We start from the raw sequence: 17,182 nt of genomic DNA on the forward strand, positions 1-17,182 counted from the left end.
ACTTACCAATGTATCTAAAAAGAATTAATGGAATAGTTTCACAGATCGAACTAATGCAAAGTGAATTTGAATTGTACTTTCCTAATTTAAAAACTGATTTGCAAAAACTAAATGCACCTCTTTCAAAATTTAAGAAAGGCATATTTAACACCTTAGAAACATCATTAGAATCAGTAATTAAAAGCGACTTCGACAGGTTACTTTTTGAATATTTACATATTACAAATAAATTAGAAACTGAATTAAAAATTGAGGGTAAAAACATAAGTGATCTTTTCAAACTTTTTTACGAACGTTTACAATACATTAAGTTAAATCCAAAACCTCAACAACCCGAAGCCGACACCTCAACAGTTATAAAAGAATCGTTTATTAATAAATTCGACAAAGTAAGCGAAACCATATTAATTCAATATTTCAAACAAAACCTAGTTGAAAAAAAGTACTTAACCGAAATTGAATTAAACAAATATTTAAAACAAGCGTTTGAATTAAAAACACCACCTGATACAAAATATAGTTTTAATAATATCGACTCAATTGAGAATATTGTAAACATTTTTTACAAATATTATAAAGACGTAACAACAGAAAGCACCTACGGAAGACAAAAGGAATATTTCAATTTACTAAAAGATTATTTTAACGGATTTGAAAAAATTCACTTGAAAAATTTTTCAAAATAATACGTATTCAATACGTAATTTACGGAATTGATATGTATTTTATGTATTGATTTACAGATACATAGCATTTAAATACTATTGCATCATATTAATTTTTAAATAAATTTTATGAGCGCAACAGTTCAATTTATTCAGTACACCCCTGAACAACTTCAAAAAGAAATTTCAAACGGGGTAAAAATTCAATTACAGGAATTTTTAAAACATTTTAAACCCGTACAACCAGCCGAGTATTTAACACGTCAACAAGTAGCGCAAATGTTTGATGTGGATATTTCAACCGTACACAATTGGTCAAAATCAGGGAAACTCAAACCCCTTGGAATAGGTTCACGGGTTTACTTTTTACGTAGTGATATTGAGGCCACCTTAAAACCCTTAAATCAATAAAGGCGATGGAAAGTACACCAACCACCCACCGCTCTGATACCATTATCATTCCTAAACAAAGCAAAGATAAAGTATCAACTTCACAATTAAAAACCATATTTAACTATTTACAAAGCCACACGGCCACCGCCTCAATGGTTGCTGATGCAACTGGAGTTCCTCAAAAATCAATTTGCAGATACAAAAGGGATTTGCAAAAAAGAGGTTTACTCTACGAGGTTAAAAAAGGGTTTTGTGAACTCACAAAATTTAGAGCATGGTATTTAACCACAAACCCCGATTTGTTTCCTAGATCTAATCAATTACAATTGTTTTAGGCATGAATGAACACGCACCACAGGCGAACGGCTTAAACAAATTAAGCACCGCAATAGACAACGCAATGCAAAGCGAACAAAACATTCACGAAACAAACCGCCTTAAATTTAAAATTGATGTTAATGAGGTTATTCCACCGCCTCAAATAGCATGGAGTTTAACCAATATCAAAAATAAGGGCGAAGCAATTTTGGGTACATTGGGCGATTTTGGTTTGATCATTGGTAAAGCCAAAAGCCGAAAATCGTTTTTTGTAAGTATTGCAGTTTCCACCGCATTGGGGAACGATTATATTTTGAACCGCTTTAAAAGCTATTTACCACCTGATAAAAATGATGTAGCATACTTTGACACGGAACAAAGTAAATATTACGTACAAAAGGCAGTAAAACGCATTTGCGCACAGGTGCAACAACCCGAGCCAAAGAATTTACACGCATTTAATTTAAGAAGTTTATCCCCAGCAGAACGTTTGCAATTTATTGAAACTGAAATCTACAGCAATGATAAAATTGGTTTTGTTGTAATTGATGGCATTAAGGATTTAGTAACCTCAATCAATGATGAAAGTGAGGCCACAATGATTGCTAGTAAATTATTAAAATGGACAGAGGAACGAAACATTTATTTAGTAACCGTATTGCACCAAAACAAAAGCGACAATAACGCCCGTGGCCACATAGGTACTGAATTGATCAACAAAGCACAAACCGTTTTAAGCGTAACCAAAGCCGAAAACGACAGCAATATTTCGATAGTTGAACCTTTGCAATGTAGAGACGTAGAACCCGAGATTTTCGCCTTTGAAATTGATCAAAACGGCATCCCTCAAATAGCTGAAAACTTTGAAATGAGAACCGAAACGAAAAAAAACAAATTTGATGTTTCAGATTTAGAGGACTACAAAAAATATCAATTATTGACAGCCGTATTCAGTAAGGGCGAAAGTTTCAGTTTCAAGTTATTAGAAACACAATTAATATTGGCTTACAAAAATGTATTTGGTAAATCTATTGGCCAAAACGCAATAGGTAAATTAATCACTGATTGCAAAAATAATGGCTGGTTGCTTCAGGACAAATTAAAAGCACCGTACACACTAGGCCAATTTGATAACGACTTTCAAAGTGATGGTTTTGTACGAAATAAACAAGGCGGGATCGAGGGTTTTTTATAATCTATCACTTTAATCAAAACAAAATTATTAATCCCTATCACTTTACTTTAAGTGTATACATACACACTTAAAGTGTAAAGTATCTATTTAGGTACTTTATTATGATACTTTAAAGTAACAAAGTAATGATACAATATAAATACACATTAGATAAAAGCAGTAAGAAGTTTATTTGCCCTAAATGCAACAAAAAAACCTTTGTACTATTCATTGAAACAGAAACAGGAAACTATTTAGCTGAAACGTTTGGGCGTTGTGATCGTGAAACAAATTGCGGTCACTACAACACCCCTACGGGCGAATTAAAGAACACTTTTGAACTTGTAAACATTCATAAACCTAAATCCAGCTATCACAGCTATAACCTTGTTTCACAAAGCGGGCGCAATTTCAAAGAAAATACCTTTGTTCAATTCCTAAGAACTATTTTTTCAGATAGTCAAGTAAAAGAAGTGATTTTAAAATACTTAATAGGAACGTCAAAACATTGGAGCGGTGCAACTGTTTTTTGGCAAATTGACAATGAACAAAATGTAAGACACGGCAAAATAATGTTGATCAATCCCTACACAGGGAAACGAGTAAAAAACAACGAGGGCAAAGGTTTTATAAGCAGTGTAAGAAGTGTTTTAAAATTGAATGATTTTAATTTAAGTCAATGTTTATTTGGCTTACACCTGATCAATGAAACCAATTTAAAGACTATTGCAATAGTTGAAAGCGAAAAAACAGCCGTTGTAATGAGCATTTTTAAACCTGAATATACTTGGTTATCAACAGGCAGTAAAGGCGGTTTAAAACACGAGTATTTGCACCCCATTAAGCAATACAAAATTGTGGCGTTCCCTGATAAAAGCGAGTATAATGACTGGTTAAACAAAGCCACTCAGCTTAATGGATTTGGTTATAAAATTGTTGTAAATGATTGGCTAGAACAGCAAACCAACTTTGCAGATGGAACAGATTTAGCAGACGTATGTATTCAAGAATTAAAAGAACACCGAATACAAAAACCTGATGAGGTTCACTACACTGAAAGCGAACTAATTATACATGAAATTGAACAGTATAAACCCGAAATTTGGGAACTAATAAAAACCTTTGATTTAGTAGATTACAATTATAAAGAATTAAAAAAAATCATTAATGAAAATTAGAAGTAAATCCCTGATGGGAACGTATAAAAGAAACGGCAACATAGTACAAGACTTTCACATAATTACAAACAAAAGTAAAGAGTATAAAATGCAAGTAGAAACCATAAACGGCAAAAAGAAAATTTCATATTTCGATATAAATTTTGTTTCAAATGCTGGACGTATGAATTTTATTTAATGGTAAAGTTCCTTAATAATTTAGGCTATTAATCAAAGCAACATGAATATAGAAAATTGTAAAACAGTTAGCATAACCAAGCTAAAAGCATGGGGATATTTAAACCACGGTGTAAAATCGGGCGTTATACGTTGGAGTATTGAGGGCGAAATAACTTCAAGTATAAACATAAAATGCAACATTTTGGAGCATAAAAAGTTTATCACATTATCATACAACCAAAACGGGGAAAGTATCACTTATGATGTACAAATTATATCGATACCCTCAAATTTAGGCAAGGTCGAAGTATTCTATTTTATTTGTCCTATTACAAAAAAACGTTGCAGAAAATTGTATCACTACAACAAATATTTTTTACACCGAGAGAATTTTAAATATTTGTATTACGAGAAACAAAACGTTTCAAAAAAAACAAGACAGTTACATTCCATTTTTGACAGAATCTATTTAAGAGATGAAATATTTGAGGAACAATATAAGAAGCATTTTAAAACCCATTACAACGGGAAACCCACAAAACGGTATCAAAAAATTTTAGATAAAATAAGTTTATCCAAAAATTATCCATTTGAAACAATTGAAAGGTTATTACTGATGTGATGTTAACCGTTCAAAATCTATTTGGTTTTTTCGTTTAAATATCACTAAAAGTGGGTATTGTTGCTACATTACTAAAACACTTACTTTGTAGAAAATAAAAAACTTAACAAATGAAAAACGCATTAATAATTCTATTCGTTTTATGTTATTCATCAGTAAATGCACAAATAAGTTCTTATAATAAGGGATTAAAAGGTACTACATTCATTTTAAACAATTGGCTTTTAAATAAGGGTGCAGAAACATTTGCAACGAAACAAACACCTGTAGGTTACAAACAAAGTTATGACGAATTAAAAAACGTACTCGCACACTTTGATTTAAATATTATGGAAGCAGAAGTTGACGAATCATTAATTGCTGAAAATATTGAGGGCTTACGAGATTTTCACAATCTAAGCAATTCAATACTTCTTGAAAATTCCTTAATTAAAATGGCTTGGAGAACAAATGATAACTTTCAAATTTTCTGGGGATGTAGCAATGAGATGAATATAATTTTGATTAATAAATTAAAATAATTCAACAAGCATAAAAAACTAATCAAAACCGTTCAAAATTGAGCGGTTTTTTTTATTATTCGATATACTGCAACAAAGTAAAAGTTCATTCCTATTAATTCGCGTGGGTTTAATTTAGATTAAATTTAGTGATTTTAAATAATTTGTATTTGCACCTATCTGTTACGCGTGTGCAATTTGAATAATCAATTTTTTTTTCAAAATCTGCACCTATTTTTTACGCGTACAGGGTGCGTAATTATCTAAAATCAAAACAATACGCGCGCGTAATGGTCGGAATAAAAAAACGGGAGTTGTTCACGCTCCCGTTTTACGTTGTTCAAACGTAGGTTTAAAATTGGCATCAAAAACCTTATACAAATGTATTAAATTTTTACTGTTTTAGTAAATGTTTGGCAATGGTTTGGCAATTCTAAAAAACAAAAAACTCAACTACCTAATAATAAGGTAATTGAGTCTGTAAAAGTGACCGCGACAGGGTTCGAACCTGCAACCCTCAGAGTCGAAATCTGATATTCTATCCAGTTGAACTACGCAGCCATTTGATTTAAGATTTTTGATTAACGATTTTAGATTTGTGATTTAAAATCGTTAAGCTTGAATCATAAAATTTATGTCAATAATTTTTTAACTAGTGTAGAAATAGTTTTTCCTTCGGCAGTTCCACCTAATTGTGCGGCTGCTAAACCCATTACTTTCCCCATTGATGCAATTCCTGACGCACCTGTTTCTGCAATAATTTTAGCAATTACAGCTTCAACTTCTGCTTCACTTAATTGCGCTGGCAAGAATTTTTCGATTACTGCAATTTGTGCTAATTCTGGTTCAGCTAAATCCAGACGATTTTGTTCAGTAAAAATTCTAGCGCTTTCCTTGCGCGTTTTTACTAATCTTTGAAGCAATTTAACCTCGTCATCTTCTGTTATTTCCTCTTTTGATCCTGTTGCTGTTTGTGCTAATAGGATTTCAGATTTAATAGCTCTCAAAGCTTCTAGTGCAACGGTATCTTTGGCTCTCATGGCGGTTTTCATTTCGTCCATGATTTGTACTGATAAACTCATATTCTTTATTGTTAATTTGGTTAATCGATTGTTTAATGAATCGATTGTTGAAAAGCTAATTGTGAAAATGATTCCTATTTTCTGCCCCAGATGGTAGTGGAAAGCCTTTTGAGAGGAACTATATTTTTTATTGAACTAGAAAAGCGACTAAAAGAAGCTCTTTCTTGTTCCTATAAAAAAATAGTTGCGATAAAAAGCTTGAAACGACAGCTGGACTAAGGCCCGACAAATTTAAAGAAATTTACTGTAATTAACAATAAATTGCCTTGTTGCTCGAAACAAAAAAAATAACCCGAAAATGCTATAGATTTTCGGGCTACCTCATTTTGGTTTGAGTTAGTTAATCTACGTTGTCATGTAAATACGAGTTGTTTGAACGCAACTGTAAATCGTTGTTGCTGTCTGTTCCAACAGAAATTCTCGAATTTGTATTATTAGATTGATTGTTTGAAATGTCTATTCCTAATCTTTTGTAAGCTGGCTCTTTTTCATATTCATCAATTTTAGAAACATTATTATGAAACTTATAATTGAATTCTTTTAATTTTTTTCTTCTTTCATCTGCCCTCATTCGCAATGATTCCTCGATTGTCATTTCCATAGGAGAAATAGCCTCGAAGTCAACCGCTGTATTTACAGCTGTGTCCACTTGTTTCATTGTGATATTCAACTCAGCTGGCACAACAATTTCTGGAGTTTTAGCAACTGGCTTCACCATGAAATCTGGTTCTGGATCCATGTATTCTTCAAGAGAATATTTGATAATTCCATTTTCAGTCAACTCTGTCACTGGAACAAATTGAACAGCTTCATTTACTTTGATGTCGCGAGTTTCATTTGTCAACTCAAACATTATCTTATTATCTTCAACTTGCGCAACTGGTTCCGCTTTGAAGAGTGGTAAGTCAAAAGAGAAAGTCGTTTGCTCTTGTCTTTCGATAATTTTTGGCTGAACTGCTTTTACTTCGGCTACTGGAGAAGAAATTGTAAAATCGATATCAGTGATAGGAGAAACTATCTCGAATGTCACGTCTAAATTTTTAATAAACTCAGACATTACTATTAATTCTTCTTTATTAATAGTAGGAGACGTTACCACTGGTTCAGGAGCAACAACGGTATCTTCTAACAAATCAAAAACTATTCTTTCGTTTGAATTTGAAGCTGGAGATTCTGTATTTAAATCAAAAGCTGCAACTGTTTTACTACTTAGATTGTGAACGCTTCTTTGCTCATCTTCTAAGGTGTGTATGATTTTTTTTGGTTCTGTATTTACAATTTCGTTCTGTTGTTCAATATCAAAACCGGTAGCAATAATGGTTACTGCAATAGCATCTCCTAGTGATTCGTCTTCACCAACCCCCATGATAATATTGGCATTATGCCCTGCTTCAGCTTGAATATGATCATTGATTTCTCCAATTTCGTCAATTGTAATTTCATTGGTTCCAGAAACGATAAGCAACAATACGTTTTTGGCACCAGTAATTTTATTATCATTTAACAACGGAGAATCTAAAGCAGCAACGATAGCTTCCTTGGCTCTATTTTCACCAGAAGAAACAGATGATCCCATAATAGCCGTTCCGCTATTATACAATACGGTTTTAGCATCTCTTAAATCGATATTTTGAGTGTAATGATGCGTGATTACTTCAGCAATTCCTCGTGAGGCTGTTGCCAAAACTTCATCTGCTTTTGAAAATCCTGCTTTGAAACCAAGATTCCCGTATACTTCTCTTAATTTATTATTATTAATAACAATTAAAGAGTCGACTTGTTTGCGTAATTTTTCAATACCAATTAACGCTTGTTCTTGACGCACTTTCCCTTCAAATAAAAAAGGTAATGTCACTATCCCAACTGTAAGAATATCTCTTTCTTTGGCCAATTGTGCAATAACAGGTGCAGCTCCAGTTCCTGTTCCTCCGCCCATTCCGGCAGTGATAAATACCATTTTAGTATTTCTATCCAACATTTTTTCAATCTCGGAAATACTCTCAATAGCAGATTGCTGTCCTACATCTGGATTTGCTCCAGCACCAAGTCCTTCTGTCAAATGCACTCCCAACTGAATTTTGTTAGGCACGGAACTACTTTGTAAAGCTTGAGAGTCTGTGTTGCACACGATAAAATCTACGCCTTTAATTCCTTGCTTGAACATGTGGTTTATTGCATTACTTCCGCCTCCACCTACACCAATAACTTTTATTACATTTGATTGGTTCTTTGGTAAATCAAATGAAATACTTCCAAATTCTGAGTTGCTCATCATTTTATTTGGTTTTTGATATTTATTATTATTTTTGATTTTATTTCTTTTTACTTGGGGCAAAAAGGAAAAAAAACAATATTCTTTATTACTTCTAAATTACTCTGCATTATCTAAGAAATCCTTAATCTTGTCTACATAACGATCAAAGAAATTTCTTTGTATCCTGTTTACGGTAGAGTTGTGTTTCTCATTTGGATTCTGATCCTCTTCTTCCTCTTTTTCAATAACTGGATTTTGCACAACTGCTTGTCTGTATACAGGAGCTTTAGGTTGTTCAACAGCATCTACTCGAATGGCACTATGCGTTTTATTTTCAATGCTTTTCATCACCAATCCAACTGCTGTTGCATACAAAGGACTTGAAATTTCCTCATCTGAATTTCCGGCTAAATGTTCGTTTGGATATCCTATCCTAGTATCCATTCCAGTAATATATTCAACTAACTGCTTGATGTGTTTTAATTGTGCACCTCCCCCAGTAAGTACAATTCCAGCTATGAGTTTTTTGCGAGGATCTTCGTGTCCGTATGCTTTCACTTCTGTAAAAACTTGGTCAATAATTTCCACCACTCTTGCATGGATAATTTTAGACAGGTTTTTCAAGGAAATCTCTTTTGGCTCTCTCCCTCTTAATCCTGGAATAGAAACAATTTCGTTGTCTTTATTTTCTCCTGGCCAAGCTGATCCAAATTTAACTTTCAACAATTCGGCTTGTTTCTCTATTATGGAGCAACCCTCTTTGATATCATCTGTGATTACATTTCCTCCAAAAGGAATTACCGCTGTATGACGAATAATACCGTCTTTAAAAATGGCTAAATCTGTCGTACCACCACCGATATCAATCAATGCAACACCAGCTTCTTTTTCTTCCTGACTCAAAACAGCATCCGCCGAAGCTAATGGTTCTAACGTCAGACCAGATAACTCAATCCCTGAACTTTGAATACATCTGCCTACATTCCTTATCGATGAAGCTTGCCCTACAACAACATGAAAACTGGACTCTAATCTTCCGCCGTACATTCCTATCGGCTCTTTGATTTCAGATTGTCCGTCAATTTTAAATTCTTGTGGTAAGACGTGTATAATTTCCTCACCAGGCAACATCGCCAATTTATTTACTTGATCAATCAAAAGTTGTATGTCATTCCCGCCAATAACCTCTTCAGGATTGTTTCTACTGATATAATCGGTGTGTTGAATACTGCGGATGTGTTGTCCCGCAATTCCTACAACAACATCTTTTATTTTATATCCAGAGTTATTTTCGGCCTCTTGAATCGCTTGTTGAATAGATTGTATGGTTTGAGTAATGTTATTAACAACACCTCTTGCCACGCCTAAACTTTTGGATTTACCTACACCTAAAATTTCTAATTTCCCGTACTCATTCTTCTTGCCTATCATGGCAACTATTTTAGTTGTCCCAATATCTAGACCTACTGCAATATTCTCTTTTTCCATTATCTATTATTTAGTACAAACTACTTGTTCCGTAAATCGGAGGTCAATTTTTTTATATTTATATAACGAACTATCTAAAACTGCTTTTTGAAAAAAAGCTTTGTAATTCTTTAATTTACGCTCCACATTGATCATTCGACCAAAATCAATTTGGTAATCAAAATTTCTATTGAGCATTTTTAAGCTTCCGTTAGGCATAATTTGGATTCCGATGATGTTTTTTTTTAAAAACGCATCGTCATAAATTAAGCGTAACAAATCAGATAAATCTTCGTTATTTTTTTTATTAATTCCCCCCGAAACAAGTGGAACTCTAGCTGTAAAATTACTTGATAACGACATTTTATTTCCTTCATAATCAATATAAAAGGAACTGTTATTATCAAAAACTCTAGCAATAGGAGTCTTTTGTTTTACCACTGCTTTTAACACACCGTCAACACTCACAAATACATCCGATTTTTCAATCATCTCTTGTGCGTTGAGCGTTTTTTCTAGTGTATTCAAATCTAGATTAACTTTTTGAATGCTAGATGCGTCTTTTTTATTTTCTATCAACAATTTATTAACCGTTTCTTGTTTTACAAAAAGAGCGTCATTTCCTTCAAAAAAAACAATAGATTTAGTCAATTTTCTATTTTCATTTCGATTTGACGTAAATGAAAATAAAAAAATCACCAACACAAACATCAGTATTAATCGAATATTTGTCCAATTAAATAGTTTCATTTATCGCTTTTTTAATTGATGGTACTAATTCTCCAATATCGCCTGCTCCTATTGTAACAATTATTGTTGCATCACTTTCTAAAATACGTGCAATTAAATCGTTTTTAGCTACTAGTTTTTTATTGGTGTTTATCATTTTATCCATCAACCATTGTGAGTTTATTCCTGCCATAGGCAATTCACGTGCAGGATAAATATCCAATAGAATGATTTCATCAAAGGCCGATAAACTTTTGGCAAAATCATCAACAAAATCTCTCGTTCTACTAAACAAATGAGGCTGGAAAATGGCCAAGACTTTTTGATTTGGATACAACTCTCGAACTGCTTGATGCACCGCATTAATTTCTGTTGGGTGATGTGCATAATCATCAATATACACCTTGACATCCGTTTTAATCTGATACGAAAATCTTCTTTTGATTCCCTTAAATGATGCAATGGCTTTTGCAATAGCAACGGTTGGGGTTCCGAATAACTTAGCCATTGCGATAGCCATTAAAGCATTCATTAAATTATGTCTTCCCGGCAAACCAAAATGCAAATCTTGGATTACTTCCGTGGGCGTTTGTACATCAAAAACATAGCTGCCATTTCCAATTCTAACATTAAAAGCCTTGAAAACTGCATCTTCATTAACGGCACAGGTTACACCTTCTAGCGGTAATTCTTTTGTTATAAAAAGATTGCTTTTGTCTTCAATTTTAGATGCAAATTCAACAAAAGATTCCTCGATCGCTTCACTGGTTCCATAAATATCCAAATGATCTGCATCCATAGAGGTTATGCACGCAATATTGGGATGCAAATGCAAAAACGAACGATCAAATTCATCTGCTTCAACAACAGTTACCGTTTTGCCGCTTCCTATCAAATTCGAATTATAATTCTCAACAATACCACCGATAAAAGCAGTAACATCTGCTCCGCTCTCCTGTAAAATATGTCCTAAAATACCTGAAGTAGTCGTTTTACCATGCGTTCCAGCAACGGCAAAACAAAAAGTATCTTTGGTAATTATTCCTAAAACCTCCGCTCTTTTTTTTACTTGAAAGTCTCTTTCTAAGAAATAATTCCACTCTGAATGTGTCTTCGGAACCGCCGGTGTAATAATAACCAACGTATTTTCTAAGTAAAAATCTTTTGGAATTGCATGTATATCATCTTCAAAATGAATTGAAACACCACTTTCAATCAATTCAGTTGTAAGTACAGATGGCGTTTTATCGTACCCAGAAACCTTCTTCCCCAGATTCTTGAAATAACGAGCCAAATTACTCATCCCAATCCCTCCGATTCCGATAAAATAGACGTTATGTATTTGATTTAAGTTCATTTATTTAATTGAAAAATTTAATGATTGAAAAATTGAAATATTAAGTACAATCCGAATAATATAGAACCAATACCCCCAATATATCCTTTTGCATCATAATAATCTTTATGGTTTTTAATTTTAAGATATATAATAAGAATAACTCCTAATAAAAGAAATATCATTCCCTTAAAGAAATCGCTCTCCATTTGTTATTATTTTAAAAGTTTCACTATTTCGTCAACAATCTGTTTTGTTGCTTCTGGCAAAGCCAATGCTTTTATATTTTCACTCAGCTGATTTTGTTTTCTCTGATCTTTCAGTAAGTCTTCAAAAACAAGGCCGAATTGCGCATCAAGATCAACTTCTTTAAGTAAAATGGCACCTTTTTTATCTACTACTGCTTTTGCATTTTTAGTTTGGTGATCCTCAGCTACATTGGGCGACGGAATAAAAATCACTGGTTTTCCCACTATGCATAACTCGGAAACAGACGAAGCACCAGCGCGAGAAATAACAACATCTGCCGCTGCATACACTAAATCCATTCTTTCAATAAAAGCGACTACTTGAACATGTGCAGAATTGTATTTTTTATAGTCTTCTAAATATAACTTCCCGCATTGCCAAATCACTTGAACATTTTGAGAAAGCATATTTGCCAACTCTTTTTCGATTAATTGATTTACTCTTCTTGCTCCAAGACTGCCTCCAAGAACCAATACTGTTTTTTTATTTGAATCTAAATTAAAGTACTGAATCGCTTCTTCTCTTTTGCTTTCGATATCGATTAAATCCTGTCGAACTGGATTTCCAGTTAGTATCATTTTCTCTTTTGGAAAAAAGCGTTCCAGATTTTCATAAGCCACACAAATTTTATTGGCTTTTTTACTCAATAGTTTATTGGTAATTCCAGGAAAAGAATTTTGCTCCTGAATTACTGTCGGAATTCCTGCAATTGCTGCTACTTGCAATAAAGGGCCACTTGCGAAACCTCCTGTTCCAATAACCACATCTGGCTTGAACTGTTTGATTATGGTTCTAGATTTTAATAAGCTTGAAAGCAACTTAACTGGAAATAGCGCATTATCAAATGTCAGTCTGCGCTGCAATCCTGAAATCCAAAGTCCTTTAATTTTATAACCTGCCTGAGGTACTTTTTGCATTTCCATTTTATCTTGGGCACCTACAAAAAGAAATTCGGCATTAGGAAAACGAGTCTTTAATTCATTTGCAATAGCAATTGCAGGATAGATATGTCCTCCCGTTCCGCCACCACTTAATATGAATTTATACTGTTTCATTTTTTATTAATTTCTAATTTTCTTAACAACTTATTTATTTAAAACCGCTTGCATTGGATTAGTAGCTTTATCTTCGATCGAATAGTTACCTACTGCAACTTCTTCCACTTCATCCTCCATAGCCCGATCAATTAATTTTTGAAGTGCTTCTTCTCTTTTGGCTGCGTCTTTTAATTCTTGTACAATTTCTTCATCTTTTTTCGTGACACTAATGATGATTCCAAGTGCAAAACAAGTCATCCAGATAGAGCTTCCTCCACTACTGATTAAAGGCAATGTCTGTCCTGTAACGGGTAACAATTCTACTGCAACTGCCATATTTACCATGGCTTGAAATATCATCGGAAAACCCAATCCTACGACTACTAGTTTTCCAAATAGGGAATTAGCTTTATGCGATGCAATTACAAATCGAAACAACAATAATAAATACAACGCCAATACTCCTAAACCGCCTACAAGTCCATATTCTTCAACGATGATGGCAAAAATAAAATCAGAAGAAGATTGTGGTAAAAAGTTTTTTTGAACACTTTTACCTGGACCTAAACCATATATTTTACCTGAAGCTATTGCAATTTTAGCCTTCTCTATTTGATAATCATCTTCATCGGGTTTATCGCTCGTAAAATTGTCAATACGGCTAATCCATGTATCTACACGATTGGGAAAAGCATCTGGAAACGCTTTGGCAATCAAAATAAAAAACGTGAGAAATACAATTCCAGATCCTACAACAATTCCAATATACCGCAGCGGATATTTCCCAATAAAAACCAACATCAAAACCATTGAAAAAATTAATGCCGTTGTGGAGAAATTTGCGGGAAGAATAAATAGTAACGTAATGAATACAGGCAACCAGAGCTCCCAAATGGAGGACTTAAAAGTAATCGGAACTGTTCTCGTCTTAGATAAATAGCGTGCAACAAAAATAAATAACACCATTGCAGCCAATGTAGATGTTTGAAATGTCACACCTATAAATGGAACTTGAATCCAACGACTGGCGTTGGCACCAGCAATTACGGTTCCTTTAATTAAGGTGTAGGCCAATAAAATCCATACAATATAAAGTGCTCCTTTAGAAATAGCTTTAAAATAGTGATAGGGTAGTTTATGCACCATAAAAATAATGGTAAAACCAATACAAATATGCACGATGTGCTTTACCAAATAACCTAATGTATTTCCGGTTCCTTGACCAATATAAGCCAGGTTACTACTAGCGCTAAAAACAGGCATAAAGGAAAACAAGGCCAATAAGGCCACAAATGACCAAATCCCTTTATCTCCTTTTAAGTTGCTGACTAGTTGTTTCATTTTTTATTTGTTTAAAGTTTCATTTTGTTTAAATTTTAAAGTTGCTCAACCTTAAACTTTAAACTTTAAACTTTTCTATAAATTTTTAACCGCTTGTTTAAATTGTTTTCCTCTGTCTTCATAGCTTTCAAATAAATCGAAACTAGCACAAGCTGGTGACAATAATACAGTATCTCCCTTTTCTGATAATCGTTGTGCCATTTGTACAGCATCGCTCATATTATCAACCTCAATCATCATGTCTACTACATTACCAAATACATCGATGATCTTTTTATTATCCACACCAAGGCAAATAATCGCTTTCACTTTCTCACGAACCAATGACATCAATTCGTTGTAATCATTTCCTTTATCAACACCTCCTACAATCCAAACCGTTGGTGTGTTCATACTGTCTAATGCAAAAAAAGTAGCGTTTACATTTGTTGCTTTAGAATCGTTGATGTATTGTATGTTTTGAATTTTCAATACTTTTTCAAGACGGTGCTCAACACCCTGAAAATTAGATAAACTTTCACGTATTGTAGATTTTCTAATCTGCATCAATTTTGCCACAGAGGTTGCTGCCATTGCGTTTTTCATATTGTGTTTTCCTTCTAAGGCAATGTATTCGGTGTCCATTGTAAATTCTTCTTGATTGATTGAAATTTCCATTTTGTTATTTTTTATATAAGCTCCTTCACTGAATGTTTTTGTCAATGAAAAAGGAATTAATTTGGCTTTTGTTGTATGTGTTTTTAACCATTCTGCAATGGCCTCATCATCGGCATCATAAATAAGGTAATCTTCCTCGGTTTGATTCATCGTTATTCTAAACTTTGCATCAATGTAATTTTCATATTTGTAATCGTATCGATCTAGGTGATCCGGACTAATATTGGTAATAATAGCAATATGTGGCTTAAAATTCACAACTCCATCAAGTTGAAAACTACTTAGCTCCAGCACATAGAAATCATATTTGTTATCCGCAATTTGCCAAGCAAAACTCTTTCCTATGTTTCCTCCCAACCCAACATTTAATCCAGCTGATTTTAATACATGATAGGTCAACATTGTCGTTGTTGTCTTTCCGTTACTACCCGTAATTCCTATTATGGTCGCATCCGTAAAAGGGGCTGCAAACTCAATTTCAGACAATACTGGAATTCCTTTTTCAATAAGCTTCTTCACTATTGGAGATTTATCTGGAATACCAGGGCTTTTCATAACCACATCTGCATTCAAAATCAAATCTTCGGTATGCTTTTCCTCTTCCCAAGCTATTCCATTAATGATAAGAACTTCTTTGTAATTCCCTTTTATCTTTCCGAAATCAGATACAAAAACTTCATATCCTTTTTTCTTACCCAGAATAGCAGTCCCAACACCACTTTCTCCTCCACCTAAGATGACTAGCCTCATGTTATCTTAATTTTAAAGTAACAATTGATAAAATGGCCAGCATAATCGCAACAATCCAAAAACGGGTAACAATTTTGCTTTCGTGATAGCCTTTCTTCTGATAATGATGATGCAAAGGCGACATTAGAAATATTCTTCGGCCTTCGCCAAAGCGTTTCTTGGTGTATTTGAAGTAACTTACTTGTAATACCACAGATAAATTTTCGACCAGAAAAATCCCGCACAATAAAGGGATCAGCATTTCTTTTCGAACGGCAATTGCCAAAACAGCTATAATTCCACCAATAGTCAAACTTCCTGTATCACCCATAAAAACCGATGCTGGATAGGAATTGTACCAAAGAAATCCAATCAATGATCCCACAAAAGCGGCTATAAAAACTGTCATTTCCCCAGAATTAGGGATATACATAATATTCAAATAATTAGAAAAAATTATATTTCCAGAAACGAACGTGAAAATTCCCAGCGCCAACACTGATACCGCCGAAGTTCCTGCAGCCAATCCATCAATACCATCTGTTAAATTGGCGCCATTAGATACCGCAGTAATAATAAAAATAACAACTGGAATAAAAATCAACCAAGCCCATTTTTCATATCCTTCGCCAGTCCACGCTAATAATTCAGCATAATCAAATTCATTATTTTTAAAGAATGGTATGGTAGTGGCCGTAGATTTCTCCTCGGTTAGCGCAGGCTGAATGACGGTTTCTGTAGTTACTTTAAAAATATCTGAAGTAGATGTATCTGTACGTACGGTAACACTTGGACTAAAATAAAGAACGGTACCTACAATTATACCCAGACCGACTTGTCCTACCACTTTAAATATTCCTTTTAGACCGGCTTTATCTTTCTTGAAAATTTTAATATAATCATCTATAAAACCAATTGTCCCCATCCATAGTGTCGTTACAATGAGCAAGACAATATAAATGTTGTGTAATTTTGCGAAAAGAAGAACAGGTACGAGAGTCGCAAATATTATAATCAATCCTCCCATTGTTGGTGTACCCGCTTTTTCATTTTGACCGGCTAAACCAAGTTCTCGAACGGTTTCACCCACTTGCTGTCTTTGCAAAAAACGAATAATTCTTTTACCGTAAATGGTAGACAACAACAAAGAAAAAAGCAATGCTAATGCTGATCTAAAAGTAATGTACTGGAAAACACCTGTTCCAGGAACATCTAATATTTTGTCTAAATATTCAAATAAATAGTATAGCATATATCTTGGTTTATTTGGTTAATTGTTGATTTGTTATTTG

The 17,182-nt window shown here is 33.7% G+C and carries 18 protein-coding genes and 1 tRNA gene; 8 read left to right on the forward strand and 11 right to left on the reverse strand.

Annotated features, from left to right (window positions below):
- The 8 genes from AC061C_RS11940 to AC061C_RS11975 all read left to right on the forward strand — a co-directional run.
- Positions 1-686 (forward strand): hypothetical protein (locus AC061C_RS11940; protein ID WP_478291356.1); only part of this gene is annotated, 686 nt, incomplete at its 5' end.
- 108 nt (positions 687-794) lie between these two features.
- Positions 795-1,076, forward strand: a complete 282-nt coding sequence (locus AC061C_RS11945; protein ID WP_478291357.1) for a helix-turn-helix domain-containing protein — start codon at positions 795-797, stop codon at positions 1,074-1,076.
- 5 nt (positions 1,077-1,081) lie between these two features.
- Positions 1,082-1,393 carry a hypothetical protein gene (locus tag AC061C_RS11950; RefSeq protein ID WP_478291358.1) on the forward strand — a complete coding sequence of 104 codons (312 nt, stop codon included), beginning with the start codon at positions 1,082-1,084 and terminating at the stop codon, positions 1,391-1,393.
- 2 nt (positions 1,394-1,395) lie between these two features.
- Positions 1,396-2,571: an AAA family ATPase gene (locus tag AC061C_RS11955; protein ID WP_478291359.1), complete on the forward strand. Its 1,176-nt coding sequence runs from the start codon at positions 1,396-1,398 to the stop codon at positions 2,569-2,571.
- A 125-nt stretch (positions 2,572-2,696) separates the two neighbouring features.
- Positions 2,697-3,728, forward strand: a complete 1,032-nt coding sequence (locus AC061C_RS11960; RefSeq protein ID WP_478291360.1) for a DUF6371 domain-containing protein — start codon at positions 2,697-2,699, stop codon at positions 3,726-3,728.
- Positions 3,718-3,906 carry a hypothetical protein gene (locus AC061C_RS11965; protein WP_478291361.1) on the forward strand — a complete coding sequence of 63 codons (189 nt, stop codon included), beginning with the start codon at positions 3,718-3,720 and terminating at the stop codon, positions 3,904-3,906. The genes AC061C_RS11960 and AC061C_RS11965 overlap by 11 nt, the downstream gene beginning before the upstream one ends.
- 42 nt (positions 3,907-3,948) lie before the next feature.
- Positions 3,949-4,509: a hypothetical protein gene (locus tag AC061C_RS11970; protein WP_478291362.1), complete on the forward strand. Its 561-nt coding sequence runs from the start codon at positions 3,949-3,951 to the stop codon at positions 4,507-4,509.
- Positions 4,510-4,619: 110 nt separating this feature from the next.
- Positions 4,620-5,030 carry a hypothetical protein gene (locus AC061C_RS11975; protein ID WP_478291363.1) on the forward strand — a complete coding sequence of 137 codons (411 nt, stop codon included), beginning with the start codon at positions 4,620-4,622 and terminating at the stop codon, positions 5,028-5,030.
- Between the two features lie 466 nt (positions 5,031-5,496).
- Here the strand turns inward: AC061C_RS11975 and AC061C_RS11980 are convergent.
- From AC061C_RS11980 to mraY, 11 genes are all read right to left on the reverse strand, one after another.
- A tRNA-Arg gene (locus AC061C_RS11980) sits at positions 5,497-5,570 on the reverse strand.
- Between the two features lie 71 nt (positions 5,571-5,641).
- The gene (locus AC061C_RS11985; RefSeq protein WP_478291364.1) at positions 5,642-6,091 is read right to left on the reverse strand and encodes a GatB/YqeY domain-containing protein; all 450 of its coding nucleotides are present in this window, start codon (positions 6,089-6,091) and stop codon (positions 5,642-5,644) included.
- Positions 6,092-6,431: 340 nt separating this feature from the next.
- Entirely contained in the window at positions 6,432-8,366 is a 1,935-nt protein-coding gene (gene ftsZ / locus AC061C_RS11990) for a cell division protein FtsZ (protein ID WP_478291365.1), read from the reverse strand.
- 96 nt (positions 8,367-8,462) lie between these two features.
- Positions 8,463-9,833 (reverse strand): cell division protein FtsA, encoded by a 1,371-nt coding sequence (gene ftsA / locus AC061C_RS11995; protein ID WP_309754849.1) that lies wholly within the window; start codon positions 9,831-9,833, stop codon positions 8,463-8,465.
- A 6-nt stretch (positions 9,834-9,839) separates the two neighbouring features.
- Positions 9,840-10,562: a cell division protein FtsQ/DivIB gene (locus tag AC061C_RS12000; RefSeq protein ID WP_417976964.1), complete on the reverse strand. Its 723-nt coding sequence runs from the start codon at positions 10,560-10,562 to the stop codon at positions 9,840-9,842.
- Positions 10,549-11,898 carry a UDP-N-acetylmuramate--L-alanine ligase gene (murC, locus tag AC061C_RS12005; protein ID WP_478291366.1) on the reverse strand — a complete coding sequence of 450 codons (1,350 nt, stop codon included), beginning with the start codon at positions 11,896-11,898 and terminating at the stop codon, positions 10,549-10,551. The genes AC061C_RS12000 and murC overlap by 14 nt, the downstream gene beginning before the upstream one ends.
- A 17-nt stretch (positions 11,899-11,915) precedes the next feature.
- Positions 11,916-12,086: a hypothetical protein gene (locus tag AC061C_RS12010; protein ID WP_478291367.1), complete on the reverse strand. Its 171-nt coding sequence runs from the start codon at positions 12,084-12,086 to the stop codon at positions 11,916-11,918.
- 6 nt (positions 12,087-12,092) lie between these two features.
- Complete coding sequence (gene murG / locus AC061C_RS12015) at positions 12,093-13,181, reverse strand: undecaprenyldiphospho-muramoylpentapeptide beta-N-acetylglucosaminyltransferase (RefSeq protein WP_478291368.1); 1,089 nt, start codon at positions 13,179-13,181, stop codon at positions 12,093-12,095.
- Positions 13,182-13,211: 30 nt separating this feature from the next.
- Positions 13,212-14,504 carry an FtsW/RodA/SpoVE family cell cycle protein gene (locus tag AC061C_RS12020; protein ID WP_478291369.1) on the reverse strand — a complete coding sequence of 431 codons (1,293 nt, stop codon included), beginning with the start codon at positions 14,502-14,504 and terminating at the stop codon, positions 13,212-13,214.
- Positions 14,505-14,579: 75 nt separating this feature from the next.
- Positions 14,580-15,911, reverse strand: a complete 1,332-nt coding sequence (gene murD, locus AC061C_RS12025; RefSeq protein WP_478291370.1) for a UDP-N-acetylmuramoyl-L-alanine--D-glutamate ligase — start codon at positions 15,909-15,911, stop codon at positions 14,580-14,582.
- A gap of 1 nt (position 15,912) precedes the next feature.
- On the reverse strand, positions 15,913-17,142 hold the full coding sequence (mraY, locus tag AC061C_RS12030; RefSeq protein WP_417943565.1) for a phospho-N-acetylmuramoyl-pentapeptide-transferase: 1,230 nt from the start codon (positions 17,140-17,142) through the stop codon (positions 15,913-15,915).
- Positions 17,143-17,182: the final 40 nt, after the last annotated feature.

The organism is Flavobacterium sp. GNP010 (assembly GCF_056428945.1).

Bases quoted from the DNA above. Each gene is read 5' to 3' on its own strand.
- AC061C_RS11945 (WP_478291357.1), top strand. From the start codon at position 795: ATGAGCGCAACAGTTCAATTTATTCAGTACACCCCTGAACAACTTCAA.
- AC061C_RS11950 (WP_478291358.1), top strand. From the start codon at position 1,082: ATGGAAAGTACACCAACCACCCACCGCTCTGATACCATTATCATTCCT.
- AC061C_RS11955 (WP_478291359.1), top strand. From the start codon at position 1,396: ATGAATGAACACGCACCACAGGCGAACGGCTTAAACAAATTAAGCACC.
- AC061C_RS11960 (WP_478291360.1), top strand. From the start codon at position 2,697: ATGATACAATATAAATACACATTAGATAAAAGCAGTAAGAAGTTTATT.
- AC061C_RS11965 (WP_478291361.1), top strand. From the start codon at position 3,718: ATGAAAATTAGAAGTAAATCCCTGATGGGAACGTATAAAAGAAACGGC.
- AC061C_RS11970 (WP_478291362.1), top strand. From the start codon at position 3,949: ATGAATATAGAAAATTGTAAAACAGTTAGCATAACCAAGCTAAAAGCA.
- AC061C_RS11975 (WP_478291363.1), top strand. From the start codon at position 4,620: ATGAAAAACGCATTAATAATTCTATTCGTTTTATGTTATTCATCAGTA.
- AC061C_RS11985 (WP_478291364.1), bottom strand. From the start codon at position 6,091: ATGAGTTTATCAGTACAAATCATGGACGAAATGAAAACCGCCATGAGA.
- ftsZ (WP_478291365.1), bottom strand. From the start codon at position 8,366: ATGATGAGCAACTCAGAATTTGGAAGTATTTCATTTGATTTACCAAAG.
- ftsA (WP_309754849.1), bottom strand. From the start codon at position 9,833: ATGGAAAAAGAGAATATTGCAGTAGGTCTAGATATTGGGACAACTAAA.
- AC061C_RS12000 (WP_417976964.1), bottom strand. From the start codon at position 10,562: ATGAAACTATTTAATTGGACAAATATTCGATTAATACTGATGTTTGTG.
- murC (WP_478291366.1), bottom strand. From the start codon at position 11,898: ATGAACTTAAATCAAATACATAACGTCTATTTTATCGGAATCGGAGGG.
- AC061C_RS12010 (WP_478291367.1), bottom strand. From the start codon at position 12,086: ATGGAGAGCGATTTCTTTAAGGGAATGATATTTCTTTTATTAGGAGTT.
- murG (WP_478291368.1), bottom strand. From the start codon at position 13,181: ATGAAACAGTATAAATTCATATTAAGTGGTGGCGGAACGGGAGGACAT.
- AC061C_RS12020 (WP_478291369.1), bottom strand. From the start codon at position 14,504: ATGAAACAACTAGTCAGCAACTTAAAAGGAGATAAAGGGATTTGGTCA.
- murD (WP_478291370.1), bottom strand. From the start codon at position 15,911: ATGAGGCTAGTCATCTTAGGTGGAGGAGAAAGTGGTGTTGGGACTGCT.
- mraY (WP_417943565.1), bottom strand. From the start codon at position 17,142: ATGCTATACTATTTATTTGAATATTTAGACAAAATATTAGATGTTCCT.